This window comes from Alcaligenes sp. 1735tsa3, assembly GCF_024134565.1.
Lineage (GTDB): Bacteria > Pseudomonadota > Gammaproteobacteria > Burkholderiales > Burkholderiaceae_B > Alcaligenes > Alcaligenes phenolicus.
This window is the reverse complement of record NZ_CP099862.1, coordinates 1,298,385-1,324,871: the sequence shown is the minus strand read 5'-3', so window position 1 is coordinate 1,324,871 and position 26,487 is coordinate 1,298,385. Positions and strand designations below refer to the sequence as shown.

General features: G+C 56.5%; 23 protein-coding genes and 3 tRNA genes. 15 read left to right on the top strand and 11 right to left on the bottom strand.

Going from position 1 to position 26,487, the window contains the following annotated elements; genetic code table 11:
* Positions 1-13 precede the first annotated feature (13 nt).
* The 4 genes from glpK to NIZ92_RS06010 all read left to right on the top strand — a co-directional run bounded on the left by glpK (position 14) and on the right by NIZ92_RS06010 (position 5,198).
* Entirely contained in the window at positions 14-1,507 is a 1,494-nt protein-coding gene (gene glpK / locus NIZ92_RS06025; protein ID WP_254002852.1) for a glycerol kinase GlpK, read from the top strand.
* A 27-nt stretch (positions 1,508-1,534) separates the two neighbouring features.
* Positions 1,535-1,987: a TM2 domain-containing protein gene (locus NIZ92_RS06020; RefSeq protein ID WP_035269009.1), complete on the top strand. Its 453-nt coding sequence runs from the start codon at positions 1,535-1,537 to the stop codon at positions 1,985-1,987.
* A 393-nt stretch (positions 1,988-2,380) separates the two neighbouring features.
* The gene (locus tag NIZ92_RS06015; protein ID WP_254002851.1) at positions 2,381-4,102 is read left to right on the top strand and encodes an arylsulfatase; all 1,722 of its coding nucleotides are present in this window, start codon (positions 2,381-2,383) and stop codon (positions 4,100-4,102) included.
* Positions 4,089-5,198 (top strand): formylglycine-generating enzyme family protein, encoded by a 1,110-nt coding sequence (locus NIZ92_RS06010; RefSeq protein WP_254002850.1) that lies wholly within the window; start codon positions 4,089-4,091, stop codon positions 5,196-5,198. Before NIZ92_RS06015 ends, NIZ92_RS06010 begins: the two co-directional genes overlap by 14 nt.
* Before the next feature lie 117 nt (positions 5,199-5,315).
* Here the strand turns inward: NIZ92_RS06010 and NIZ92_RS06005 are convergent, their stop codons facing one another.
* The gene (locus NIZ92_RS06005; RefSeq protein ID WP_203144962.1) at positions 5,316-7,016 is read right to left on the bottom strand and encodes a SulP family inorganic anion transporter; all 1,701 of its coding nucleotides are present in this window, start codon (positions 7,014-7,016) and stop codon (positions 5,316-5,318) included.
* Positions 7,017-7,371: 355 nt separating this feature from the next.
* Entirely contained in the window at positions 7,372-9,693 is a 2,322-nt protein-coding gene (locus NIZ92_RS06000; protein ID WP_254002849.1) for a cation-translocating P-type ATPase, read from the bottom strand.
* A 78-nt stretch (positions 9,694-9,771) separates the two neighbouring features.
* Between NIZ92_RS06000 and cadR the strand changes: the two genes are divergently transcribed.
* Complete coding sequence (cadR, locus tag NIZ92_RS05995; RefSeq protein ID WP_021446839.1) at positions 9,772-10,203, top strand: Cd(II)/Pb(II)-responsive transcriptional regulator; 432 nt, start codon at positions 9,772-9,774, stop codon at positions 10,201-10,203.
* Positions 10,204-10,221: 18 nt separating this feature from the next.
* On the opposite strand, the gene NIZ92_RS05990 is transcribed toward cadR, so the two are convergent.
* From NIZ92_RS05990 to NIZ92_RS05980, 3 genes are read right to left on the bottom strand one after another with little or no spacing between them, the layout of a single operon-like run.
* Positions 10,222-10,632: a DUF6691 family protein gene (locus NIZ92_RS05990; RefSeq protein ID WP_009455401.1), complete on the bottom strand. Its 411-nt coding sequence runs from the start codon at positions 10,630-10,632 to the stop codon at positions 10,222-10,224.
* A gap of 10 nt (positions 10,633-10,642) precedes the next feature.
* Positions 10,643-11,071, bottom strand: a complete 429-nt coding sequence (locus NIZ92_RS05985; RefSeq protein ID WP_026484580.1) for a YeeE/YedE family protein — start codon at positions 11,069-11,071, stop codon at positions 10,643-10,645.
* A complete protein-coding gene (locus NIZ92_RS05980; RefSeq protein WP_254002848.1) occupies positions 11,061-11,387 on the bottom strand; it encodes a helix-turn-helix transcriptional regulator in 327 nt (108 codons plus the stop codon). The genes NIZ92_RS05985 and NIZ92_RS05980 overlap by 11 nt, the downstream gene beginning before the upstream one ends.
* A gap of 74 nt (positions 11,388-11,461) precedes the next feature.
* Between NIZ92_RS05980 and NIZ92_RS05975 the strand changes: the two genes are divergently transcribed.
* On the top strand, positions 11,462-12,328 hold the full coding sequence (locus tag NIZ92_RS05975; RefSeq protein WP_254002847.1) for an MBL fold metallo-hydrolase: 867 nt from the start codon (positions 11,462-11,464) through the stop codon (positions 12,326-12,328).
* 117 nt (positions 12,329-12,445) lie between these two features.
* The gene (locus NIZ92_RS05970; protein WP_060186835.1) at positions 12,446-12,826 is read left to right on the top strand and encodes a SirB2 family protein; all 381 of its coding nucleotides are present in this window, start codon (positions 12,446-12,448) and stop codon (positions 12,824-12,826) included.
* Between the two features lie 309 nt (positions 12,827-13,135).
* Here NIZ92_RS05970 and NIZ92_RS05965 read toward each other — a convergent pair whose 3' ends face one another.
* Entirely contained in the window at positions 13,136-14,191 is a 1,056-nt protein-coding gene (locus NIZ92_RS05965; RefSeq protein WP_060186834.1) for a YeiH family protein, read from the bottom strand.
* A 100-nt stretch (positions 14,192-14,291) separates the two neighbouring features.
* Between NIZ92_RS05965 and NIZ92_RS05960 the strand changes: the two genes are divergently transcribed.
* Complete coding sequence (locus NIZ92_RS05960) at positions 14,292-15,197, top strand: LysR family transcriptional regulator (RefSeq protein ID WP_254002846.1); 906 nt, start codon at positions 14,292-14,294, stop codon at positions 15,195-15,197.
* A gap of 122 nt (positions 15,198-15,319) precedes the next feature.
* Entirely contained in the window at positions 15,320-16,543 is a 1,224-nt protein-coding gene (locus NIZ92_RS05955) for a patatin-like phospholipase family protein (protein WP_026484584.1), read from the top strand.
* Positions 16,544-16,561: 18 nt separating this feature from the next.
* Here NIZ92_RS05955 and NIZ92_RS05950 read toward each other — a convergent pair whose 3' ends face one another.
* Positions 16,562-17,482 (bottom strand): DMT family transporter, encoded by a 921-nt coding sequence (locus NIZ92_RS05950; protein WP_026484585.1) that lies wholly within the window; start codon positions 17,480-17,482, stop codon positions 16,562-16,564.
* A 330-nt stretch (positions 17,483-17,812) separates the two neighbouring features.
* Here NIZ92_RS05950 and NIZ92_RS05945 point away from each other — a divergent pair.
* Positions 17,813-17,888, top strand: a tRNA-Asn gene (locus NIZ92_RS05945).
* Between the two features lie 260 nt (positions 17,889-18,148).
* On the opposite strand, the gene NIZ92_RS05940 is transcribed toward NIZ92_RS05945, so the two are convergent.
* Positions 18,149-19,291: a porin gene (locus NIZ92_RS05940; protein WP_035268974.1), complete on the bottom strand. Its 1,143-nt coding sequence runs from the start codon at positions 19,289-19,291 to the stop codon at positions 18,149-18,151.
* Positions 19,292-19,837: 546 nt separating this feature from the next.
* Here NIZ92_RS05940 and NIZ92_RS05935 point away from each other — a divergent pair.
* Positions 19,838-19,913 (top strand) — tRNA-Asn (locus NIZ92_RS05935).
* A 114-nt stretch (positions 19,914-20,027) separates the two neighbouring features.
* Here the strand turns inward: NIZ92_RS05935 and NIZ92_RS05930 are convergent.
* A complete protein-coding gene (locus NIZ92_RS05930) occupies positions 20,028-20,474 on the bottom strand; it encodes an IrmA family protein (RefSeq protein ID WP_115634889.1) in 447 nt (148 codons plus the stop codon).
* Positions 20,475-20,691: 217 nt separating this feature from the next.
* On the opposite strand from NIZ92_RS05930, the gene NIZ92_RS05925 reads away from it, so the two are divergent.
* Positions 20,692-22,269: a Na/Pi cotransporter family protein gene (locus NIZ92_RS05925; RefSeq protein ID WP_254002845.1), complete on the top strand. Its 1,578-nt coding sequence runs from the start codon at positions 20,692-20,694 to the stop codon at positions 22,267-22,269.
* Positions 22,270-22,512: 243 nt separating this feature from the next.
* Positions 22,513-23,601: an AI-2E family transporter gene (locus NIZ92_RS05920; RefSeq protein WP_035268966.1), complete on the top strand. Its 1,089-nt coding sequence runs from the start codon at positions 22,513-22,515 to the stop codon at positions 23,599-23,601.
* A gap of 104 nt (positions 23,602-23,705) precedes the next feature.
* Here the strand turns inward: NIZ92_RS05920 and NIZ92_RS05915 are convergent, their stop codons facing one another.
* Complete coding sequence (locus NIZ92_RS05915; protein ID WP_021446846.1) at positions 23,706-24,089, bottom strand: MAPEG family protein; 384 nt, start codon at positions 24,087-24,089, stop codon at positions 23,706-23,708.
* A 111-nt stretch (positions 24,090-24,200) separates the two neighbouring features.
* On the opposite strand from NIZ92_RS05915, the gene NIZ92_RS05910 reads away from it, so the two are divergent.
* Positions 24,201-24,276: transfer RNA gene (locus NIZ92_RS05910), tRNA-Thr, on the top strand.
* A 326-nt stretch (positions 24,277-24,602) separates the two neighbouring features.
* On the opposite strand, the gene NIZ92_RS05905 is transcribed toward NIZ92_RS05910, so the two are convergent.
* Positions 24,603-25,661 (bottom strand): DUF1176 domain-containing protein, encoded by a 1,059-nt coding sequence (locus NIZ92_RS05905; protein ID WP_226349710.1) that lies wholly within the window; start codon positions 25,659-25,661, stop codon positions 24,603-24,605.
* Between the two features lie 305 nt (positions 25,662-25,966).
* Here NIZ92_RS05905 and NIZ92_RS05900 point away from each other — a divergent pair, with 305 nt between their 5' ends.
* Positions 25,967-26,401, top strand: a complete 435-nt coding sequence (locus NIZ92_RS05900) for a hypothetical protein (RefSeq protein WP_083053902.1) — start codon at positions 25,967-25,969, stop codon at positions 26,399-26,401.
* Positions 26,402-26,487 lie beyond the last annotated feature (86 nt).

The following is a 26,487-nucleotide window of genomic DNA, read 5'->3' as shown; positions in this document are numbered from 1 at the left end:
CTGCCTCATTCGCATGACATTCATACTTGCTCTTGATCAGGGAACCTCCAGCTCGCGCAGCCTTGTGGTAGCGGCAGACGGCCGCATTCTGGCCAAGGCGCAGCAGGAAACTCAGCAATACTACCCGCGTACAGACTGGGTGGAGCATGATCCCCAGGAAATCCTGGACACCCAGTTCCGGACCGCCCGGCAAGCGATTGAGCAGGCAGGGCTACGCCCTCAGGACATACACGCCATTGGCATTACCAATCAGCGTGAAACCACAGTGCTATGGGATCGGCAAACCGGGCAGGCTCTGCACAAGGCCATCGTCTGGCAAGACAGACGCGCCGAGGACTTCTGCGCCCAGTTGCGCGAACAAGGGCACGAAGCCACCATTACCGGCAAGACCGGCCTGCCTATTGATGCCTATTTTTCGGCCTCCAAGCTGCGTTGGCTGCTGGACTCCGTACCCGGCGCCCGTGAACGTGCAGCGCGTGGTGAACTGGCTTTCGGCACCATTGATAGCTGGCTGATCTGGCATTTAAGTGGCGGCAAAGTTCACGCCACCGATGTCAGCAATGCCTCACGCACCCTGCTCTACAACATTCATAGCCAGCAATGGGACGATGAATTGCTGGCCCTGTTCAACATCCCGGCCAGCGTCTTGCCCCAGGTACAGAGCTCCGCCTCCGAGTTTGGCCATTGCAACCCCGAAATTCTGGGTAGCCCCATTCCCATTTGTGGTGTGGCGGGCGACCAACAAAGCGCCCTGTTCGGCCAGGCTTGCACAACACCCGGCATGGCCAAGAATACCTATGGCACAGGCTGCTTCCTGTTGATGCACTGTGGCTCGCAAGTCCCCCAATCCCATAACGGCCTGATCGCAACCAGCGCCGCCCATCACGGCGATGCTCCCGCCTATGCGCTGGAAGGCAGCGTCTTTATTGGGGGGGCGGTGGTCCAATGGTTGCGCGATGGTCTGGGCGCACTGGAGCATAGCGCGCAAGTCGAAGAGCTGGCTCGCAGCGTGCCGGATGCACAAGGCGTACGACTGGTCCCTGCCTTCACCGGCCTGGGCGCCCCCTATTGGGATGCCCAAGCCCGCGGCACCATTACTGGCCTGACACGCGCCTCCACCATGGCCCACATCGCCCGCGCTGCTCTGGACAGCATTGCCTACCAAAGCGCCGCCGTGCTGCAAGCCATGAATCGGGATGTACAGGCCAACGGCGGCCCGGCCTTGCACGAGCTGCGTGTGGACGGTGGGGCCTGCGCCAATAATCTTCTGATGCAATTTCAAGCAGACTTGTTGGGCCTGCCTGTCGTGCGTCCCGTTACTATTGAGACGACCGCGCTGGGCGCCGCCTATCTGGCGGGCTTGGGCAGCGGTCTGTATTCAGGTCTGCCTGAGATTGCGGCGCTATGGCAATGCGACCGGGTTTTCGAGCCCATCATGTCGCGCGATGAAGCCCAAAACCTGATGCTCAGTTGGGAACAAGCCGTGCGTCAGGCACGCACTTATTGAACTTGCTGTTTTTTTGACGGAAACACCATGCTGCAAAAAATCATTCTGGGCATTGCCATCTTCCTGATCGTGATGTTGGGCCTGACCTTTGGCGAGGCCATTTTCCACTACATTTCCTCGTACCTGGGATTCCTGTTCCATGACTTCATCGAATTGATGCAGCAAGTTCAGCGCTACCTGACCGTGCATTGGGGCAAGGCACTGATCGCCTTGATCATTACCATCCCGCTGGTGATCTGGATTTCCAAGAACAAGAAAGACGAAATGTCCAAGCCCAACAGCCACCGCAAGATCGCGATTGTGCTGGCGATATTCCTGGGCTGGCTGGGCGTGCACCGCTTTTACCTGGGCCAGATCGGCATGGGCTTGTTATTCCTGGTGCTGTTTGCCATCTGGTCACCGCTGGCCTATTTCCTGGCCTTGATCGACGCCTTGCGTTACGCCTTCATGGGCGACGACGAGTTCAAGCTGGCCCGTTGATTTCCCGACTGCTCACCCAAGCCCCACTTGCTGGGGCTTTTTTTATGGCTGCCCCCTTCACGCATGCCAGAAGCCTGGCTACGTCAAATAAACAGGCTCCACTCAGGGCGTTTTGTGGACTTATCAGGGAAAACCACAGCCCATGCCGCTTGCAAGCCTAGTTCCTTGATTTCCAATGCTTATATTAGCCACCATACCTTCCAGGTATGCAAGCAAACCTTTTTAGTCTTGGAAATCCCCAAGCGGCTTCGTGTTCAATCGAATTGGGGGAGACACGCCAGCCTCTAAAAGACTGGCAGCGGCGGCTCAGATCAAAAGTGTGAGGCCATTGTTGCTGGCTCTGTCTACACATCCGTTCTACCTATAAACATAACTAGATTGAGACACAAGAAAATGCGACGCACTAAAACTAGCTATTTACTGCGCAACTTGCTGGGCCTGGCTTTGGCCGCCTGTACGCTAAGCAGTCACGCAGCCACAGAGGCACAACGCCCCAATATTTTGCTGATCGTGGCCGATGATCTGGGATACTCAGACATTGGCGCGTTTGGCGGGGAAATTTCCACCCCTAACCTGGATGCCCTGGTCAAAGACGGCGTAGCCCTGACTGACTTTTACGCTTCCCCTTTCTGTTCCCCGACCCGCGCCATGCTGATGTCCGGCGCGGACAACCACCAGGTTGGCTTTGGTGGCATGGCCGAACTGATGACGCCCCAGCAGCGCGCCCTGCCCGGCTACGAAGGCTTTCTAAGCGACCAGGCCCTGCCCTTCCCCCTGGTCCTGCAAGACAATGGCTACCGCACCTATATGGCGGGCAAGTGGCATCTGGGCGTGAAAGAGGAAGTCGCCCCACCCAATCGCGGCTTTGACCAGTCCTACGCCTTGATGCACGGCGGCGCCAGCCACTTTGACCAAAGCGGCATCATCACCTTTGATGCCAATAAAGCACCGGTTGCCCTGTACCGCGAGAACGGCAAGGAAGTGCAACTGCCCAAAGACTTCTACTCCAGCGAGTTTTTTGCCTCGCGCCTGATGTCTTATATCGATGCGGACAAGCGCAAGGACCAGCCTTTCTTCGCCTACCTGGCCTTTACGGCTCCCCATTGGCCCTTGCACGCGCCCGAGGAATACATACGTAAATATGAAGGCCGCTATGACGCAGGCTATGACGTGCTGCGTGAGGAACGTCTGGAACGCATGAAGAAGCTGGGTCTGGTGCCCCAGGATATGCAAGGCTATGTGGGCAATCCGGCCTGGCCACGCTGGAAAGAGTTAAGCCCTGAACAGCAACGTGTTGAAAGCAAACGTATGGCGGTCTACGCCGCGATGGTGGAAGCCATGGATGCACAGATTGGCCGTGTCATCGAGCACCTGAAACAAACCGGCCAGTACGACAACACCGTCGTCATCTTCATGTCCGATAACGGTGCCGACGGCAATACCGTGCTCGATGAAGGTGAAACCCGCGCCTGGGCCCACAAACATCGTGATAACAGCTATGAAAACACGGGCCGTCCCGGCTCCTTTGTGGAATACGGCCCAGGCTGGGCGCAAGTTGGCTCAACGCCCTTCAATCTGTACAAAGCCTTCATGTATGAAGGCGGTATCTCGGTGCCCAGCATCATGCGCGTACCCGGTGGCAAGCGTCAGGGCGAATTTGTGCGCGCTCCGGCCCACGTAACCGACATCGCCCCCACCATTCTGGCCTTGGCCCAGATCGAACAGCCCAAGGGCGAGTACCGTGGCCGCCAGGTCATCCCCATGCAAGGCAACTCCATGGTGGATGTGCTGATCGGTCGCAGCGATCAGGTCCATGAAACCTTCCGCCAAGGCTGGGAGCTGAATGGCCGCCGCGCCATGCGCGTGGGTGACTGGAAAATCGTGTACGCCAATGCACCGTGGGGCAAAGACCGCTGGGAACTGTTCAATGTGGTCGAAGACCGCTCCGAGCTGAATGACCTGTCCGAAAAACATCCTGAAAAGCTGAAAGAACTGATTGCCGAGTACGAGCAATATGCCAAGCGCAACGGGGTGGAGGATTTTGAAGGTCTGGCTTCGCGCCCTGGCTACAGCAACAGCCTGAACTACTACAAGGATCTGGATGAAGTCCTTTAAGCTCTCCCGAGCCAAGGCACTGCTGACGGTATGCGGGCTGCTGACAGCAGCCCCGCTGCCTGCAACGGCAGACGGCTCCGATACCCTCCCTCCTCCGGTTCCGGCCCACGATTGCCAAGCCTATAACGGCATACCAACAGGCTTCGGCCCGGCCAGGCAAGGAGCCGCCAATCAGGCTGGTTTGGTCACCATTCCGGGGGGGCGCTTTCTGATGGGGTCCGACGAAGGCTATCCGGAAGAAAAGCCGGTACATCCCGTGGAGGTCCAGGCTTTTCAGATAGACCAGCACGAAGTCACCAATGCCCAATTCGCACAATTTGTGGCGGCCACAGGCTATGTCACCCAGGCGGAACGGGTGCCGGAATTTCCGCCGCATGTTCAGGTTCCCGAGCAGTATCGTCAGCCCGGATCCGCCGTCTTCACGCCACCGGCAGCAACGCATGATCACGATCACCACGATGGGCACGATCAACATGCCCCTCCCAGCAATTACAACTGGTGGGTATGGGTGCCGGGTGCCAACTGGCGGCATCCCGGTGGTCCCGATACCAATCTGAACGGCCGTGACAATCATCCCGTCGTCCATATCGCCTACGAGGATGCGCTGGCTTACGCCCGCTGGTTGGGACGCGATCTGCCCACCGAAGAGCAATGGGAGTTTGCAGCGCGCGGCGGACTGGAAGGCGCTACCTACCCTTGGGGCAATACGCCTGAAGTGCGCGGCCGCTTGATGGCCAACACCTGGCAAGGTAATTTCCCCGCCCAGAACCTGCTGCGCGATGGCTACGAAGGCACCGCCCCCGTAGGCTGCTTCCCGGCCAATAACTATGGCCTGTGGGATTCGGTCGGCAATGTCTGGGAATGGACACGCAGTGCATGGCAGCCCCAGCATCGCCCCCTGGTGCCCAAACCCCTTCTCGCGGCAATAAAGGATGCCAAAGGAAATCCGGCAACAGGCGTCATCAAGGGCGGCTCGTTTCTGTGTGCGGCGAACTTCTGCGTACGCTATCGCCCAGCTTCACGGCAACCCCAGGAAACCACCATGTCTACCCAGCATGTGGGCTTTCGTACGGTGCTTAATGAAATAAAAAACTAAGCTCAAAAGCCGGGCTCACCCTTGCCAAGCCCGGCACCAAACAACAATCCCCCGCTTTTCACGAGGGGATTGTTCACTATCAAGTTCTTTCAGGGCAGACAAGCAAGGCATCAAGGCCTACGTTGCCGCTCCCGTTTCCGGCGTGGCCGTTTCTTTTTGCTTGACGGCCTGATGGTCCAGGGTCTCGCTGACGCTTTCCCACGCATTCTGCAAGCTATCAAAAACGCGATGCGCGTGAATCTGCTTGAACAGACCCATGCGAATCAGCTTGCGACCCACTTTTTCATTCGCCTCGCACAGCGCCACCATGACATTGCGCTGTTCCAGCTCCGCCAAGGCAGTCTCCAAAGCCTGCATGGCCGTCGCATCCACAAAAGGCACGTAATTCAGGCGCAAGACCACGGCCCGAACCTGCTCCGGCACCGTCAGCAAGGAACGATTCACCGCTTCCACACTGGCAAAGAAGTACGGTCCTTCCAGAGTCAGCACCGAAATATCCTGGCGCAACTCCTGGCTGAAGGACAAATCCAGTGCCCGCTGTAAACGGCGGCCTTCCAAGGCCCGCACTTGCACCCCATCCGAGGTGCGTTTGAGCACATACAACATGGCCAGAATCACCCCAATATTGACGGCTACCACCAGATCCGCAAATACCGTCAGGGCGAACGTCACCCACAGAATGAACAAGTCAGCGGTAGGCATACGGCGCTGCAGGCGAAGGACCAGCTTGGCCTGACTCATATTCCAGGCCACCATGAACAGAATGGCCGCCAACACCGTCAGCGGGATATAAGCCGCCAGCGGGGCCAGCAACAGCAGAACCAGTACCAGGAAAATGACATGCACCACGCCGGCAATGGGGCTGTCACCGCCATTACGGATATTGGTAGCGGTACGGGCAATGGCCCCGGTAGCCGCAATTCCGCCAAACAAGGGCGAGAGCACGTTGGCAATCCCTTGGCCCACCAATTCCTGATTGGAGTCGTGGCGGGTCCCTGTCATGGAGTCGGCCACGACAGCGGACAGCAAGGACTCAATCGCACCCAACATGGCAATTGCAAACGCAGGCCCGATCAGCTCCACCACGCGAGTCAGCGTAATTTCCGGCCATTGAAACGACGGCAAACCACTGGGCAAGGCACCGAAGCTGGAGCCGATAGTGGCCACCGACTCAAAACGGAAAATCGCCTGGATAAGCGTAATGACCACCAGGGCCACCAGCGGTCCGGGCAAACGCGCCAGACTTGGGATCTTGGGCACGACAATCAGAATCGCCAGAGACAAAAGCCCCAGCAGTGTGGTTGCCCAATCCAGGGACGGCAGGTTCTGCAGCAAGAACCAGAGTTTCTCGTGAAAGTGCTGGCCCTCGACGACGGGAAGGCCAAAAAAGTCCCGCCATTGGCCCACCCAGATGATCACCCCGATACCGGCGGTAAAACCCACGATGACCGGATCGGGAATAAAGCGGATCACGGCTCCCAGGCGCAGCAGGCCCAGCAGCAGCAAGATCACCCCGGCCATCAGCGTGGCAATTTGCAGGCCCGCCACCCCATGTTGGGCCACCACCCCGGACAGGATGACAATGAAGGCCCCCGTCGGCCCGGCAATCTGCACCCGGCTGCCGCCAAATAAAGACACCGCCAAACCAGCAATAATGGCGGTATACAAACCCTGCTCGGGCTTGACCCCGGAGGCAATGGCGAAGGCCATGGCCAACGGCAAGGCCACCACCCCCACCACCAAACCAGCCAACAGGTTATTTAGCCAGTGTTTTCGCCCCAGGAGTCCGGCTCGACCCGCTTCCAGCAGTGCAATCATCGCGCGTCCTTGTCATGCCCAGCCTGCTCGACACAGATGAGAAACAAGCAGGGCCTCAACCCAAATGAAGCCTTAATGATACTACTGCGTGTCAAAAAAACTTCACGTTAGTGATGGGCTTATTTGACGCGGCATAAAAAGGCCCCCACGCTGCGCCTGCGGCTTGCGCTCCACCTCGCGGCCTGCATGCCGCTCGGATTCGCCTGGCACACAGCAGGCCGCAATGGACTACTGTGTGTCCAGGCTCATCCCCGAGGGGGCGCTTTTTACCGGGGGCGCCGAGCCTTGGGACGGCCCAGCGATAAAAAAAGCCCCACCTCAAAGAGGTGGGGCTCAGTGACAACGAACACGGAGTTCAAGGGTTGCGGGCGCGCAGCAAACGCAAACTGTTCAGCACCACCAGCAAGCTTGCACCCACGTCGGCAAACACGGCCATCCACATGGTGGCCTGGCCAGTCAGGGCCATCACTAGGAACACGGCCTTGATACCCAAAGCCAGGCTGATGTTCTGCCACAACACGGCATGCAAGGCTCGAGACTGACGCATCAGCAAGGCAATCTTGCCCAGATCATCGTCCATCAAGGCCACGTCAGCGGTCTCGATCGCAATGTCCGAACCCAAAGCTCCCATCGCGATACCCACATCGGCACGAGCCAGGGCGGGTGCATCATTGATGCCATCACCCACCATCGCCACCAAACCGTTACCCAGTTTTTCCTCGATACGGTCCAGCTTGTCCTGTGGCAGCAAACCACCTCGGAAATCCTTGATTCCGGCTTGCTGGGCGACATGACGCACGGCTTGCTCGTGGTCGCCCGAAAGCACTTCCACCTGAACACCCTGCGCTTGCAGATCGCGAATCGCCTGGCTGGTGGTGGGACGCAGCGTATCCATCATGGCGAACCAGGCCAGCAGACCGTGCTCGTCACCCAGATACACCATGGTGGCAGCGCTCTCTACCGCTTGCTGCTCGGCCTGGCTGGACTCAGCCTTGTTCTGCCCCAGCACCCAGCTACGCTTGCCCAGACGCAATTGACCAGTCGTGCCTTGTGCTTGCACACCATTACCCGCCAAAGCTTCGAATTGATCCAGGCGCACCAGACCCGATGCCACACGGCCACGGGCAATCGCTTGCGAGGCAGGATGATCCGAACGCTCGGCCAGAGCAACGGCCATGTCCAGCACTTCGCTATCCGACAGGCTTGGGCGCAGGCTGCCATATTCGCTCAAGGAAGGCTCGCCCAAGGTCAGGGTGCCGGTCTTGTCCACGGCCAAGTACCGCAACTGACGAGCCCGCTCCAGATACACGCCACCTTTAATCAAAATACCGGCACGTGCGGCACTGGCCAGGGCACTGACTACGGCCACAGGCGTGGAAATCACCAGGGCGCAAGGGCAAGCAATCACCAGCAGAACCAGAGCACGGTACACGGACTCCGACCAGCTCACCCCCCAGATCAAGGGCAAGGCCACAGCCATCAAGGCCGCTGCCACCACAACCAGCGGGGTGTAGATGCGGGAGAACTGGTCGACAAAGCGCTGAATCGGAGCCTTGTTGGCTTGGGCCTCCTGAACCGAACGTGTGATACGGGCCAGCAAGGTTTCATCATGCGCGGCCTGGACCTGATACACCAATTCGCCCATGCCATTGATGGTGCCTGCAAAAACCTCGTCACCGGGCGCTTTGTCCACGGGGGCACTTTCACCCGTGATAGGAGCCTGGTTAACCGTGCTTAGCCCTTGCAGAACTTTGCCATCCAGGCCAAAACGCTCGCCGGGGGCCACGCGTACTTGCCAGCCTGCCTGCACCTGATTGGCCGGTACACGCTGCCAATCCTTGCCATCGGCACTGACCAGCACTTCATCCGGAACCAGCTTGAGCAGGCTGTCCACCGCATTACGGGCGCGGTCCAGGGAACGAGCCTCAATCCACTCAGCCAGGCTGAACAAGGACATCACCATGGCGGCTTCAGGCCATTGGGCCAGTAGTACCGCGCCGGTAACGGCAATACTCATCAAGGCATTGATATTGAGCTGACCATTACGCAGCGCAATCCAGCCCTTCTTGTAGACCTGCACGCCGCCGGACAGAATCGCGGCCAGAGCCAGAACAATCACCAGCCACTCTGGGGCCGCCAGCCAGTGGCTGATCTCGGCGGCCAAAGCCAGCACCACGGCGCCGGCAATGCGAATCAGACCTTGCTTGGGCGATACCTGCTTCACAGGCTCTTCATCGGCCATGCGGGGTTCAAAGCCCAGGCCGCGCAACGCACCCAGCACCTTGTCACGGGCACCATCCACGTGGTCTACGGTCAAAACACGCTGCATCAGGTCAAAACCCAGGTTCTGTACCTGATCCAGCTTTTTCAGGCCGGAGCGAATCATGTTCTCTTCCGCCGGGCAGTCCATATCAGCAATATGCACGACCAGACGAGTGGAGGTACTGGCCGCCAAGGTCACCGATGGGCCAAATGCGGGTGCCGAGCAGCACGCCCCCTCGTGGGAGTGCGACGCTTGTTCTGCATGGCTGTGATCGTGATCATGGCTATGCTCGTGGCTGTGATCGCCCGCCGCATGGTCGTGATCATGACTATGGTCATGTACGTGCTCGGTCTGGCAGGCTGATGTTGTGCACTGCCCCACGCCGAGCTTTGATGTGTTGTTAGCTGATGTCATAGCAGTTCCTCGCTTCTTGCATGGGACCAGTAGAAAGCCTAAAGTAACTACAAGGTCAAGCCCTTTGGAGGCCAAGCAATGAAAATTGGTGAGTTGGCGGAAAAAAGCCACTGCAACACGGAAACCATCCGCTATTACGAGAAAGTTGGGCTGCTGCCCGAGCCGGAGCGCAGCGAGGGCAACTACCGCCTGTACCGCAGTATCCACCTGGAACGGCTACGTTTTATTCGCAACTGCCGCAGCCTGGATATGACGCACGAAGAAATTCGCGGCCTGCTGGCATTCATGGACGGCCCAGCGCAAGACTGCGCCCCGGTCAACGATTTGCTGGATGAACACATCGAGCATGTGGCCGTACGCATTGCCGAGCTGGAACACCTGCAAAAACAACTGATTGAACTGCGTCACCGCTGCGGACAGGCCGGTGGCCTGGAGCATTGCGGCATTTTGCAGGGATTGGTGAATATGGAGCCGGATCAAGTCCCGGCTCCCACAACCCATTTGGGCTAAGGCGGTGTGACGTGGTCCTTAGCCACGCACCCGCCCTGCCGCCCACATTCCGATCAGCATCGCGACCAGAAACAAAATAGCCAACGGTGCGCCCGACGCAGCCAGCACAATGGCCGGTCCGGGGCAGAAACCTGCCACACCCCAACCAGCGCCGAAAATCAAAGCACCCAACACCAAAGGACGGTCTATTTGACGCTGCTTGGGCAGATTCATGGGCTGGCCAGTCACAAAAGCACAAGGACGACGGCGGGCCAGACTGAACGGCACAATCGCCACCGCAATTGCCGCGGCCATTACCAATGCCAAAGACGGGTCCCAGGCTCCGGCCAGATCCAGAAACGCCAGCACCTTGCTGGGGTTGGCCAAGCCAGAAATCAATAAACCCAAGCCAAAAATCAGGCCGGAAACTAAAGCGATGAAATAGTGCATGGCGGGCCCCTTAGATCAGATGACGCAAGACAAACACGGTCAGAAAGCCGCTGGCCATAAACGTCAGTGTTGCCACCAAAGAACGGGGCGACAAACGCGACAAACCACACACACCATGACCACTGGTGCACCCCGAACCCAAACGGGTTCCGAACCCCACCAGCAAACCGGCTACCACCACCCACATCCAGGGCTGCGGCTGCACGACAGGTACGGTTTCCCCGGCCAGGCGGTACAGCCAAGGTGCCGCCGCCAGGCCCAACAAGGCCATCCAGCGCCAGCCCTTGTCACCCGCCTCCCCGCTCCAGGTGCCCGACAGCAGGCCGGATATGCCAAACACCCGACCATTGAACAGCACCAGCACAGCGGCCGCCAAACCAATCAAGGCACCGCCAAACAAGGCGCTCCACGGGGTAAAGGAACTCCAGTCAATTGCGATCATCAATGCCTCCTGAGGCACAAAAAATTCCATATAAAGTTTGCATGACAGCCAGCACCGCCGGGTTTTCCAGGCGGTAATAGACGTATTTGCCCTCTTTGCGGCTGGCAATCAGCTCTTCGCGCCGCAAAACCGTCAATTGCTGGGATAAAGTAGGTTGTGAAATTCCACTGCGCTGCGCCAGCTCCCCCACATTGCATTCGCCCTGCACCAAAGTGCACAGAATCATCAGGCGGTCGGGGTTGGCCAGGCTGCCCAGCAAGCTGCTGGCTCGGCCCGCTACCTGTCGCAGGGCTTCCAGTTCGGTTTGATTCATAACGTTCTACAAAAATACAATATATATTATTATATAATATCTTTTCATATTTTATAAGCAACAAGAGGTCTGACATGCTCCAAGCCCAGGTCGCCAGCTTCTTTCATACGGACACGTCCACGTTCACCTACGTGGTTTATGCCGAAGATCAACGCGAATGCGCCATCATTGACTCGGTGCTGGACTACGACGCCGCATCCGGCCGCAGCAGCACCGTGTCTGCCCAGAAGGTCGTGGACTTTGTGCGCCAGCATCAGCTGGAGGTGCAATGGATTCTGGAAACCCATGCCCATGCCGACCATCTGTCCGCTGCGGTCTGGCTGCAAGAACAGGTGGGCGGGAAAATAGCCATTGGCGAACACATCAAGCAAGTGCAGTCCACGTTCAGCCGCATCTTTAATATAGAGGCCGAAATTCAGGCCAACGGCACACCCTTCAATACGCTGTTCAAGGATCAGGAACCGTTCCAGATCGGCGCCATTCAGGTGCAGGCTTTGCACGTGCCCGGTCACACACCGGCAGATATGGCCTATCACGTTCAAGGTCTGGGCGTATTTGTGGGCGACACCTTGTTCCTGCCCGATGTCGGTACCGCCCGTTGCGACTTCCCGGGCGGCAGCGCCAGCCAGCTTTATGAATCCATCCAGCGCCTGCTGGCCCTGCCCGCAGATACGGTCTTGTTCATGTGCCACGACTATCCGCCTGAAGGACGGGAGCCCCAGTTCCACTGCACGGTTCAGGAGCAGAAGGACGGCAACATCCACGTACACGACGGCATCAGCCAGGAACAGTTTTGCGAGCGCCGCCGCGCACGCGATAAAACCCTGGGCATGCCGCGCCTGATCCTACCTTCCATTCAAGTCAATATCCGCGCCGGACACTTTCCCGAACCAGAAAGCAATGGTCAGATCTATCTGAAACTGCCCGTCAATCTGCTTTGAATACGACTGTTTTTTGCGTCCGGGCAGACACAGGCTCGGACGTAGAAAAACTTTTAAGGCTCAGCCTGCGTATACTGCCCTTTTCTGCACCCTGAACTTCAGAAGGAAATAACAGGCATGACTTACGTGGCCATCAAACACTTGCACATGACAGCCGCCGGGCTGAGCATTTTGTTTTTCATTATTCGGGCCTTTTGGTCAGTCAGCGGATCATCCTGTTTGCAGAATCGCTTTGTGCGCATTGCCCCGCATGTCATCGATACCGTCTTGCTGGTCTGTGGTCTGGCGCTGGCCGGCATGTTGGGCGCAGCCGCCAACCAGCCCTGGCTGCTGACCAAGATTGTGCTGCTGGTGGTCTACATCGTGGTGGGCAGCTATGCCATCAAGCGCGGTAAAACCGCCTTTAGCCGCGGCGTGGCAGCCCTGATTGCGATTGCCATCTTTGCCTATATCGTAGGCGTGGCGCTGAATCGCAGCCCGGCGTCCTGGTTCGTCTAAACCAGTAGCCCACATACAAAAAAAGCCCCCACGCTACGCCTTTGGCTTGCTGCCCCCCCGAGGGGGAGCTTTTTGTCTTGGGACGGCCCGGCGACAAAAAAAGCCCCCACGCTACGCCTTTGGCTTGCTGCCCCCCCGAGGGAGAGCTTTTTGTCTTGGGACGGCCCGGCGACAAAAAAAGCCCCCACGCTACGCCTTCGGCTTGCTGCCCCCCGAGGGGGAGTTTTTGTCTTGGGACGGCCCGGCGACAAAAAAGCCCCTGTCAGTGAAAGTTATCTTCCACTGACAGGGGCTTTTTACATACCTGTCTTACCAGACACCTATCCAACGCTGTACCAGCAAACTGCTGACCGCTACCGCGATCCAGACTCCCAAGCCCAGCAAGGCAGGCCGCACGCCAGCTCGGGCCATCACACGCAAGTCCGAAGACAAACCGATAGCTGCCAGGGCCAGCACCATCAGGAACTCAGCCAGAAAACGCAGCGGTTCCAGCCACTCCACCGGCACCCAACCCAGCGAGCGCAGAGCCGAGGCCACCATGAACCAGACGATGAACCAGGGGAACACACGCATCAAGTCAAAGTCCCGACCAGCCTGACGCGAACGCCACACTTCCAGACCCGCCAGAATCAGGCAAATCGGGATGATCAAGGTTGCCCGAGTCAGCTTGACGATAGTGGCGTGGTCGCCCGCCTGACGGCTGTAGCTATAGCCTGCAGCCACTACCGAAGACGTATCGTTGATGGCGGTTCCCGCCCACACTCCAAAACCGGCATCGGACATATTCATCATGTGACCGGCCAAGGGGAAAATCAGCACAGCCACAATATTGAAGATAAAGATGGTGGAAATCGCCAGTGCGGTTTCATGTTCCTCAGGCTTGAGAATGGGCGTGACCGCTGCAATGGCCGAGCCCCCACAAATCGCCGTCCCCACCCCAATCAAGGTGCGCAGCTTGGAAGGAATCCCCAAGGCTCGGCCCAGCACCAGCGCCGTCACAAACGCCACCGTCAAGGTCACCAGGGTCACCGCCAGCGAATCCATACCAGTACGCATCACTTGCGGCAGGCTCAAACCAAAACCCAGACCAATAATCGACCACTGCAACAATACCTTGGACGAAAAGCGCAAACCGGGCTGAAACACCGTAGCCACGCCCATGCTGTTACGCAGTACCATGCCCAAGACAATCGCAAAAACCGGACCGCCAATCAAAGGCCACACTTTGCCCAGGCCCATAGCCGCAACACCTACGGCCACCGCCAGTAAAAAACCCCACCAACGCGACGGCTTCAGAGAGAAACCCGATTTGCCCTGTGCCTTCAGGGTCGTGCTTCCTGCTGGTAAATCGGTCACACTGCTCATCTCGTCATTCCAGATATGTAATAAGTAAAAGTAATTTTAGGTTGACCCCGAGTATTAAAAAATTCATTATTACTTATCGTAAGTATCAATTTTATTTATCATGAATGCGATCAGCATCAGACAACTGGAAGTGTTCGTAGGCATTGCCACCTTGGGCACCGTGCGTGCTTGCGCAGCCCAGATTCACTTGTCCCAACCTGCCGCCAGCATGGCTTTGGCCGAGCTGGAAAAGCAGCTGGACTGTCCCCTTTTTGAACGCACGCCAGGGCGCATGCAGCTGACCAGCCGCGGCAAGCAATTGCTGCCGCACGCTCGCGAAATTCTGGAGCGCCTGCGGGAGATGCAAAGCCAGCAGGAAGAAAGCGAGTTGCGTGGTGAAATCCGCATCGGGGCCAGCAATACCGTCGGCAACTATCTGATTGGGGATCTGGTGGGGCAGTTTGTGCGCCAGCACCCGCGCGTGTCCCTGCATGTGTCCGTGGACAACACGGCCAACATCATCAATCAATTGCTGGAACATGACTGCGACATTGCCTGCGTGGAAGGCCCGGTCAATCACCCTCAGTTGGAAACCTGGATCTGGCGCGAAGATGCGCTGGTCGTCTGCGCCGCCCCTGATCACCCGCTGGCTACCAAGGCCACCTTGGAAAAACAGGACTTTGCGGGCATGAGCTGGATCATGCGCGAACGTGGCTCGGCCTCCCGAGCGCTGACCGAACAAGCCTTGAATGTGCTGCCCGGCGGCCATGTGCTGATGGAGCTGGGTCAGGTAGAAGCCATCAAACAGGCGGTCATCGCCGGACTGGGCCTGGCTTGCCTGCCACAGGCAGCTACCCTGGATGCTGTTGCCAATCAGCGACTACGCATCCTGGACACCCCTTTTCTGGATTTGAAGCGCCGCCTGTCCCTGGTCCTGCATAAAGAACGCTACCGTAGCCAGGTGTTAAGCGCTTTTGCGGAACATGTACACAGCCCGGAGTCCGGTTCAAGCGCATCGGAAACTTGACGCAAGTTTGCATTCTGATGATGGTTGACACCCGCAGCAATGCTATTCTTGCTGCAGTGCAGCACAAACAGAAGGGACCATAAGTCCCGCTCTCCTGCCCACCTCTTGAACCGAGTGATGCCATGAACACTGTTCCTACGCCACAAGCGCAAGATGTCCCCGCTTTTGCCCGCCCCTCTTATTTGCCACCCTACGAAACGGTAGCCCTGGTATTGCAAGGCGGCGGCGCTTTGGGAGCCTATCAAGCCGGTGTATATGAAGGTTTGCTGGAAGCAGGAATCGAGCCAGACTGTTTATCCGGGATTTCGATTGGGGCCTTGAACACCGCGATTATTGCGGGCAATCCCCCCGAGCGGCAGGTAGAACGCCTGCGGGAGTTCTGGAATACCATTTGCGAGCCCTACTATGGCTGGTCCAGCCCAGCCTGCCTGGAGCGTGCCCTCTTTGGTATCAACGATGTCATGCGTGAGGCCATCAGCGCCTTCAATGCCAGCAACGCCCTGGTCTTGGGACAGCGTGGCTTTTTCCGCCCCCGTTTCCCCCCTCCAATGCAAGCCACACCGGGCGTGCCCGAAGGTGCCAGCTATTACGACACCAGCGCCCTGAAAGACACGCTGGAACGTTTATGTGACTTTGATCGCATCAACGACAAGCGTCAGCGCATCTCGGTAGGTGCGGTCAATGTAGGCACGGGCAACTTTGTTTACTTTGACAACCATCGCACCACCTTGCGAGCCGAACACTTCATGGCCTCGGGTGCCCTGCCTCCGGCGTTTGCCCCCGTGGAAATTGATGGTCAGTATTACTGGGACGGCGGTCTGGTTTCCAATACGCCGCTCTCTTATGTGCTGGATCAGTCACCCCGCCGGGACACCCTGGTGTTTCAAGTGGATTTGTGGAGTGCGCGCGGCCCGGTACCCAACAATATGGGTGAAGTCAGCGACCGCTTGAACGAGATCCGCTACTCCAGCCGTACCCGTATGGTGACCGAGGACATGCGTCATTCGCAGTACATGCGTCATATCCTGTCAGAGCTGCTCACCCTGATCCCCGAAGATCAACGCAAAGACCTGTTGCCGTGCCGCCTGGCCGAAGAGCTGGCCAGCAACAAGCGCTACAACGTGGTGCACCTGATTTACCGCAACCAGCCCTACGAGCAGCACTACAAGGACTATCAGTTTGGTCGCATGACCATGCGCGAGCACTGGCGTAGCGGTCTGGATGATATTCGCCAGACGCTGATCCATCGAGACAAGCTGAACATGCCGGAGAACCTGGCCGGCTTTACCACCTACGACGTGCACCGCGACGAAATCGAAAAACGGCTGGCCAACAACGGCAAGTAAGCCAGCCTGTGCCGGGACTTAGCGGCGGCTCAAGACCATCGCGCCGCTAAGTACAAAGGCCGTACCCAGCAGTTGCATGAGCGTAATCGGTTCCCCCAGAAACCAGTTCGCCAGAAACAGAACCGAAACTGGGCCAATCAGCCCCATTTGAGCACTCATGGGCGCGCCTATGCGCTCCACCGCCCACATAGTCATAAAGGTGGGCAAAACCGTATTGCAGACGGCGTGAATCATGGACAGGCCATAGACCGGCGCAGGCTGCACCAGCCCCTGCCAGCCCAGCACGGCAAAAAAGTGAATCAGGGTGTAGACCGCCGAGAAGGACATGGCATACGCCACCAGCCGTGTAGAACCAATGGCCTTGAGCAGCTCGCCCGAACCAATCAGGTAGATGGCATAGGAAATGGCCGAACCCAACACGCAAAGCGCACCCAGCAGCACATCATCGCCGGTCAGGCTCAAGTCCTGCACAAAGACCAGCCCTACCCCTAAATAGGCCAGCGCCAAAGCCAGCCATTGTTTGGGCAGAATGCGTCGTTTCAGAAAGATGGCGGAGAACATCAGCACAAAGGTAGGCGACAAAAACAGAATCAGCCGCTCCAGCCCTGCCGAAATATATTCAAGGCCGATAAAGTCCAGCAAACTGGCCAGGTAATAGCCCAGAAAGCCCAGCACCACCAGCTCCAGCTTCTGACGACCAGTCAGTGCGGCCAGCTTGCCCTGCCGTACTTTCTTCACTTGCCAAAGGGCAATAGCCAGAAAGAAAGGCAGCGACAAGAGCATTCGAAAGCCAATAACGGTCAAGGCGTTGACATCGTATTGGTAGGTCAGCTTGGCAACCACCGCTTTGGCGGAGAAAAGAATAGAGCCGCCCCCCGACAGGGCCAGTCCAATTAAAAAGGAACTGCGCTGCGCACTGGAGCTTTGACTAGCTTGCATGGGAATTCATCACTTTGCAGGGCGACACCGTCAGCACAAGAGCTGCTGGCCCCAGCGAAAAAAAGAGTCAACAAGCCGTCGATTCTACTCTTTGCTTCTGGCAGCGGCCACGTTGACCCTGCCACTATTGCAGCCAATGGCCCACTAGAGTGCGCGAGTCTCCAAAACCGAATATCGCGAATGACACGATGTCGAGCCAACTCCCCAATAAAGACAAGGACTTAGCCTGCCCGCCCGTGAAAACAGCACCAACATGCCAAAACTTTTGTGCTGTTCCTCCATGAAAACTTGCACATTTCGCAAAATACATGCTATATTCTTTTTCTCTGGTCCCCGATAGCTCAGTCGGTAGAGCGACGGACTGTTAATCCGCAGGTCCCAGGTTCGAGCCCTGGTCGGGGAGCCAAGAAAACCATTGAAATCAGCCCATAGCATTTGCTTTGGGCTGATTTTTTTTGTCCTTGCAAAACGCGTCTGTCCGATAACGACGCAGCGGCGCCATTAACATTTGGACAAACAAAATCCTTCAGCCGAAAAGACAGCGGGACTGCATGTTGATGCAGCCCCGCTGTGGCTCTTTTCCCCTGACCTAGCCCCTGCCCGGGACGATGCCGCCGCTGCTAACGCACTACGTCGACCCGGAGCTGGCAGAATCAGTCAGAAAGATCAGAAACGGTGCGTGATACCGACCGTGGCAACCGTGCTCTTCAGATCGCTGTAGTAGCCGATGTTGCGAGCGTAGGAGCCAATCGCGTACAGATTGGTGCGCTTGGACAGGTTGTGCAGGTAGCCAGCGCTAAATACGTGCTGGGTCTTGGCATCATCAGTACTGCGCGGAGTCGAGCGTGGATCAGCCATGGTCCAGGAAGCCAGAACCGAGCCGGCCTTGCCTGCAGGAACTGTCACGCCCAGCGCGTAGGAGTTAACCTTCAGGTCTTTGTGCAGTCCGGGACCAAACTGTTCGGTTTGCAGCGAGCCACCGATGTAACCATTACGGCTCTGTCCAAAAGCAGCGTGCAAGGTAGCAAAGCTGAATTTGTAGCTGGCAGCCAGGTTCCAGGCGCTGACATTGCCGCTTTCAGCCGCAACCAGGTTGCCGCCTTGCTCACGAGCCGAACCATAACGGGCCTGGTCAAAGCTCAAGGCCGCTTTCAAAGGACCATTGGTGTAACGCATAGCCACGCTAAAGGCTTTCACGTTAGCGTCGTCGCTGTTGATGGCATTGCCAGTCAAACCGCTACGATCCCACTTTTGTGCGCCGTTGGTGTTGAAAGAATAGCCAGCACCGAACTGGAAGCCGGAGAACTCGGGGCTCTGGTAGGCGACCATATTGTCGTAACGAACCGTGTTGGCCGCATCAAATGCAGCACCCACGCCGTACTGGTAGCCGTTGCCACCAAAGGGACTGGCTACACCGGCAACGTACAGGGAAGTCACAGTGGTTTGACGACCCAGATCCACACGCCCCCAGGATTCGCCGCTCAGGCCCAAGGTGGCTTGACGACCAAACAAGCGGTTCTGGCGCATATTGCCATCGCTCAGATCAAAGCCGCTTTCCAGCATGAAGTTGGCTTTCAGACCGCCACCCAGATCTTCACTGCCCATCAGGCCCCAGCGGTTACCCATCCAGCCCTGATCGTACAGACCAAAACGACTTTGTTTTTCTGCGCCGCCTTTCAGGTCGCTCCCTTTCCACTGCTCGTAGCCCAGGCCTGTATCCACCACGCCGTACAAGGTCACGTTCGATGCGGCGTATGCGGGAACCGCCAACACAGGCATCAACATGGCTGCCAAGATAGTTTTTTTCATGTTCTCTGTTCTCTGTAAACGTCTGAATGCCGGATTTCTTATCGTTGTCCGGCTCTTGATCAAGTGCTGGGTCCCACCGCCTGAAAAGCTGATTTCCCGACGTCAATCCCCTGCACCCCCTCCTATTTCTTGAAGCAAAACTGCTCAACAGATCAGCCCTGAAACAGGGATGAAAGGGGCTTGATAGTTGAGGCACATATACTGCAAGCATTTATATTTCAGACATAAACAATATTGGTGTCAATAAACCGAATCCAGCGTGTTTACTGGGTTTCATACGCATTTTCCCTAGTTTTTCACCTACAGAGAATTCAGCAAAAAATGGGCTAAACGGTCGCAAAGCCAATAAACAAAAGGCTTGCAACCATTTGCTACAAAGCGGGCTCATGAGCCTTATTGACCAGACGGTATGTTCCCAATGAAAAAATCAGGATTTACGCCTATTGCCAAGGCCGTATCCGGTTTTGCGTATATGAAAATACATTTCTCAAAAAATACCTCTTTACAATCTCGGTAGCCCTACCCTATAATCATTTTCTTTGCTGGTCCCCGATAGCTCAGTCGGTAGAGCGACGGACTGTTAATCCGCAGGTCCCAGGTTCGAGCCCTGGTCGGGGAGCCAAAAATACAAAAGCCCAGCTACGCAAGTAGCTGGGCTTTTCTACGTCTGGCCTCATGAAAAAAGCCTCTTGATTGCTCCAGAGGCCTTGTCTGCAAGATCACTATCCAGAATCGCTTACTTGGCTCCTGCGGGTGTAATGCTGATCTCATACGGCACGAAGTTCTCCACTTCCAGCAGATCCTTGGCCAACAAATCAACACGCTCGCCATTCATCACTGCAGTCGCCCCCGTCACCACCACCCGCAAATTCTGATCGCAAGCGATTTCGTTATACCAATAACCAGTGGCATAGCGATCGGCACTGGAACTTCCAAAATCGTCCACCTCGATCACATCCTCGGCCACCAGCTTATTGTTCTTCTTGCTTAGCACCTGAATATGAACCCTCAGTTGCTGCACCGGCTCCATTTGGGAATCAAAAGTAAAGTTCGCAGCGCACATTCCCTGATTCGCAAAGACCGTATCGGAATGCCACATCTGCACCGCCTGTGCCTGGCCAGCAACCACACCACCCAGCAGCATGGTCCCTGCAGCCAGCTTCACACTTTTACGAAAATCCACATTGCCCTCTCTTTTGCAATAGAAGCCCAAGCGCTCTTATACACAAAAAAGAGAATGACCGCTGTGTTTGCAACATACGCTTCCAGAAACGTCCAGTTTGCAACACTGAAGTATTTCACTCCATAGGCTGCGTAACTGGCGATAATGCAGCATCCTGATTTCTATCCCGGTCTGTCGCGCCGGAACCTGCCGATTATTTCGCTGCTTGCACTCTTTTATGCTTGATACTCTTTTCCCCTTTTTAGGGGGGCTTGGCCTTTTCCTGATTGGCATGATGCTGCTGTCCGAAGGACTGGTGGCTTTTGCGGGTGGCTCTCTCAAGCAGATCCTGCTGGCGTTTACCGGCAGGCCCATCAAGGCCTTTGTTTCCGGCGCCCTGATTACCGCACTGGCCCAATCCTCTACCGCCACCACCGTCACACTGATTGGTTTTGTCAGTGCAGGCCTGATCTCCTTTACACAAGCCATAGGCGTAGTCATCGGTGCCAGTCTGGGCAATACCGCCACCGGCTGGATCATCTCTGGCCTGGGCCTGAAAGTGAATCTGGGCTTTTACACCCTGCCGTTGATCGGCTTGGGTGCCCTGCTCAAACTGCTGGCCCCCGGTCGCTATAAGGAGCTGGGTCGGGCACTGGCGGGCTTTGGCACTCTATTTCTAGGATTGGGCATGCTGCAAGACGGCATGCAAGGGCTGGCGGCCAGCTTCAGCCTGGCCCATATGCCGACAGGAGGCTATGGCGCACACTTGTTGATCATGCTGACCGGCCTGGCTCTAACTGCCGTGCTGCAATCCTCGACCGCCGCAATCGCCATGACCTTGACCGCATTGGATGCCGGTGCCGTCAGCTTTGACCAGGCCGCCGCCATTGTCGTAGGAGCCTCCATAGGCACCACCCTGACCGGCGTACTGGTTGCGATCGGTGGCACCATTTACGCCAAACGCACGGCCATTGCCTACATTCTGTTCAACGTCATTGCCGGTCTATTGGGGCTGCTGATCCTGCCCTTGTTCCTGAAAGCCATGTACGCCACAGGCTCCTACATCAACGTTCCTCCCGGTGCATTAGGACTGGCGGCCTTCCATAGCCTGTTCATTGGCCTGGGGGCCGCCTTGTGCCTGCCCTTTACCCAGCAGTTTGCCCGCTGGGTACAGCGCCTGGTGCCAGATCGCGCTGCCCGCCCCCAGCACCATCTGGACGACAGCTTGCTGCAAGTACCGGCCCTGGCCCTGGAAACCACACAACGCACTCTGGAAGAGTTGGCCCAGCGCCTGCTGAACCTGTATCAGCACAGTCTGAACATGAGCCGCCCCAGCACCGCCACTGCCGACCTGCAGCAAATCGAGACAGTCCTGGATCAAGCCTACGAATTTGTATTACGCATCCCCAGCGCTGCCGATGATCCCGCCGTTGCCGCCCGTATCAGCGCGCTCTTGCACACCATTGACCACATGCAGCGCCTGCGCAGCCGGCTGCAACATCCGCCCAGCACGGACCTGCAGGACAATCGTTACCAGCAAGCCCAAACCCTGGCAACAGAGCTCAATACCCTGGCGCAGCAAGGCCTGCACGGACAAGCCCCTGGTGATTGGCTGGAGCAAGTACAAGCCAGAGCCCAGGCCCTGGCTGATTTGTTAAGCGCCGTTCGCAGTCAGCTTCTAGCCGCGCCACAAAGCCATGATGATGTCTCACGCACCTTGCGCATCACAGACACCCATCGCTGGTTCGAACGCAGCAGCCAGCATGTCTGGCGCAGCAGCTATTACTTGCAGCTGGCTCGCCAACCGGAGCAATAAGCCCCAAGCCCATGCATCAACCCGGCTGGCGCCGCTACCCGCAAGCAGGCGCCCCCAGCTTACCCTTCATACTTAAAGCAGCTTTTGGGACTCTCCTGCCGCGCAAAACTCATATGACAAGAATATGCAAAACAAGCGTGTTTTAAAGCCCACAGAAACCCAATAAACAGATACCAAGATTCACGCTCATAGTAAGGATTCCCCCTTACAATCGGCTCAAATTCACGCTAATGGAAAAACTCCATGTCCACCCGGCCAAATCTACAATTCCATACCTTTTTGCTTTTGCTGGCCGCTGTATCCGCTGCCTTTGTCTGGATACTTCTTCCCTTTTATGGGGCCGTATTCTGGGGTGCCGTTCTGGCTATCTTGTTTACCCCTTTGCAACGCAAACTGCTGGCTAAAACCAAAGGCCGGCGGTCTCTATCTGCCCTGATCAGTTTGCTGGTCATCATTTTGATCGTCATTATTCCAGTCATCCTGATTTCCATTTCCCTGGTTCAACAAATCGCCTCTTTGTACGATTTGATGAATAGCGGTCAGCTCAATCCGGGCGCCTACCTGCAAAAAATACTGAATGCCCTGCCCCCTAGCGTGACGGATTTTGCCGCTCGTTTTGGTCTGCATGACTTTGCATCCCTGCAAGAGAAGTTCTCTGAGTTTGCCGTGCAAGGCGGCCAGTTCCTGACGAAACAAGCCCTGAACGTCGGCCAGAACACCTTCCAGTTCCTGGTCAGCCTGGGCATCATGCTGTACATGCTGTTCTTCCTGCTGCGCGATGGCGTGGAGTTGGGTCGTCATTACCGCCAGTTGATCCCTCTGAGCGAGGGCCAGAAAACCCATCTGTTCCGCAAATTCACCACTGTGGTACGCGCTACCGTCAAAGGCAATATCGCTGTGGCAGCCACCCAAGGTGCGCTGGGCGGGGTCATGTTCTGGTTCCTGGACATTCAAGGCGCACTGTTCTGGGGTGTGCTGATGGCCGTGCTGTCCTTGCTGCCTGCCGTGGGCGCCTCGCTGATCTGGGCTCCGGTTGCCATCTACTTCTTTGTCTCGGGCCACTACGTTCCCGGCATCATCCTGACCGCCTTTGGTATTTTGGTAATCGGCCTGGTAGACAACCTGCTGCGCCCCCTGCTGGTGGGTAAAGACACCAAGATCCCGGACTACGTGATCCTGATCTCCACCCTGGGCGGCTTGTCGATTTTCGGCCTGAACGGCTTTGTGATTGGCCCGCTGATCGCCGCCATGTTCATTGCCTGCTGGGACCTGTTCCCTTCAGCCGTCAGCGCCCGCGTGGAAGCGGAAGAGCAAGAAAGCAACGGCAAATAAAAACAGGCCAGCTTTGCGGCTGGCCTGCCAATAGTCCAAGCAAACAATCCCAGGGTCTGTTCCATGCTTGATCAAAAGCACAGAACAGGCCCTTATTCATTTCATCAAGTCCGCAGCACGGGCAGGAACACAATCCAGATATTGACGGCCAAGGCCAGGAACCACACCAGCGAACGCAAGGTGGCCTTGTCCATTATGTACATCAGCAAATACAGCACGCGCAGCACAATCCAGGAAATCATCAGGTTTTGCACGCGCAAGGCGTCCGCCCCCGACCACAAGGCCAGCAAGACAGCCGCGTAAAAGAACGGTAAGGCCTCAAACGCATTGGCCTGCGCTGCATTGGCCCGACCACGCCAGCCCGACAGGCTGGCCAACCACGGACGAGGCTCATGATTCGTAAAGCCCGCCCCACCGGCTTTGGCACAAATCGCCGCCAACCAAGGCAAGAAAGCCGCTACCACCAAACTGATCTTGATCCCCAGCATCATCGTCCCCTTCACAGGCTGAAAACGCCCAACATAGCACGCCGCAGCCCAAATGCGTGCGCAGAATTTACAAACCCGAAAAAAACAGGATATACTTATCGTCTTAGGTTAGCCGATGTAGCTCAGTCGGTAGAGCAGCTCATTCGTAATGAGAAGGTCGAGGGTTCGATTCCTTTCATCGGCACCAGCTAATCTAAAACCATTGAAATAAAATAATCAATAATTTAATCGAATCAATGGTTTAGCTTCCTGACATCCGAAGCAATTAATCGCCCGCTTTCAGCTATTCCACATAGACGGCCCCAAAAAGCCCCACGACTGGCCTCATGCAAATAGGCATATGGCAAGCAATGCCAAACATGCAGCGGCCATAGCAAGCCAGCCCAGAAACCGTTAGGTTTCTCCGCTCACCCACACATCATTGCCGAGCTGAGAACCAAAAAAACAAACCCCCAGGCTCGAAAGCTGGGGGGATCAGTACTCCAAGCCCACATCGGTGGCGTTTTTATAACTTCACGGCCCGACCACTTGGCTGACATGCTCCGGAATATTCCAGGCGCCCCCAGCGCGAATCAGAGCACAACGCCCGGTGTCGCCGCGTTCACTTTCAACAAAGTCGGTTCCATCCCAGACCGATGCCTCGTAACTCCAGCAATCGCCCAAACCCCGCCCCTTCATGCTGGACGAGATCATTCCATTATCGTAATCAGTGGCGCTGGTACTCACTAACACCGGAGCAGACTGCATATTGTTATTGATCACAAAATAGGCTGCCCCACCGTTATAAGCGGCTAACCAGCAAGGCGCGCCAACCAGGGAGAACTGCTGATTCAATCGTGCGATTTCCCATGGCTCGGACAGCATGTCAGCACTACAGGATTGCTCTTCATCAGCGGCAAGTACCTTCAACAGCACAGGCCTTATCAAGGCGTCCTCTTGCGCTGTCATGGGGCGCAAGCTTTTATCCACTACCGGTGCACGGTTGATAACTGGCGCAGCAATAGGTGCCTTGACCGTAGACTCGCTGCCCTTCCCTTTACGCAGAATAGCCCCTGGCGTATTGACACGTCCTTGAACGTCATCCATTTTCAACAAGACGGCACTTGAACCTGCCCCCGAGAATGCATAAGTGCTGCCATTCCCACGAAAGGAAATTACGGCGTCTTTTTTCAAGGCTGCCAAAAACTGGGCTAACTGCGCCTCACTCATTTGCCAAGACTCATCCCCCGCGACACTCAGTGAACCGGCTTTACGGCCCGCAATAACAAGTTCTGGCAATGAGTCTTTTGGCCACTCGGGATCGTCGTAGTGTGCAAGCATGACTCTATTTGCCACCGGCTCTCCACTGCCCGCTTTACGCGTCAATAACACCGTTGAACCCAGCTCCTCACCATCAGCCGCATAACCGGCAGCGCGGCAGGTTAGCGTGTTATCGCAACGTAGATCCCAGTCTTTATGAGAAAACGTCACTGAAGCGGCATTAGCCGCTGCACCTCCCATACAAAGCACTAGCGATATGGCGGCTGTTCGTACTGAAAAAAACGCACTGTGATCTTGCTTTTGCCCGCTCATTTTCTCTCCTCCCTAAGCTGTTATCTAAATACACAGCACATATTACGTCGCGGCAACGCTAAATGCGTTTTCCCAAGCCCATGTCAGAAAACCACATTAAACGACTGACCACGTGCGTTCGTGACATTATTCTGTTCAATCACCCCTTGCAAGGCATGGTGCTATTTAGCTAAGCCACAGGCACCTGGCTCACCCTGTTTCCGTTTGCGCTCGTGTAAATCCTTTATATAGAATGCAGACGAAAAAACATGCAGTGTCCATTAAACGATAGATAATCAAACCTCATCCAGGTCGAGTAAATTCTGATGCGCAAATATCTGAACCCTATTGCAGTTGGCTTGCTCAGTTTCCTCGCCGTTACCAGCCATGCGGCTTCTCCGGACTTTTCCGTCACGACTGAAGATCTTAAAAAGCTGCGCTCGACCTCCGTCATGCCACGCGAAGCGAGTCCCTCGGCAGCCACACCCAAAGATCCGGCCAAGGACTCGGAGTTCAGCAGAAACTTCCAGAAGGCGATGAACAATGAGGAAAAGGCACGCCAAGCGGCACGAGAACAGCAACTGGAGCGCAACCGCCTGCCCCAGCTTGAGCAGAACAGAAACCCGGCCAATCGCTTCGGCCCGCCCAACAACAAGAAAGAAAATATGGGGATTTATTTTGATGCCGACGGCACCGCGGCTACCTCTTGCCGAGAGGACGAGCTAGGAAAGACTCGTTGCAAGGTACGTGAGCTGAAGTAGCCCCCCAGTCCAAGCCTGTAATTCGCGCGCTACTTTCAGGAGCAAGCCTTGATTGCTTGTCATGGTTGATAGACTAGCCAGAGGTA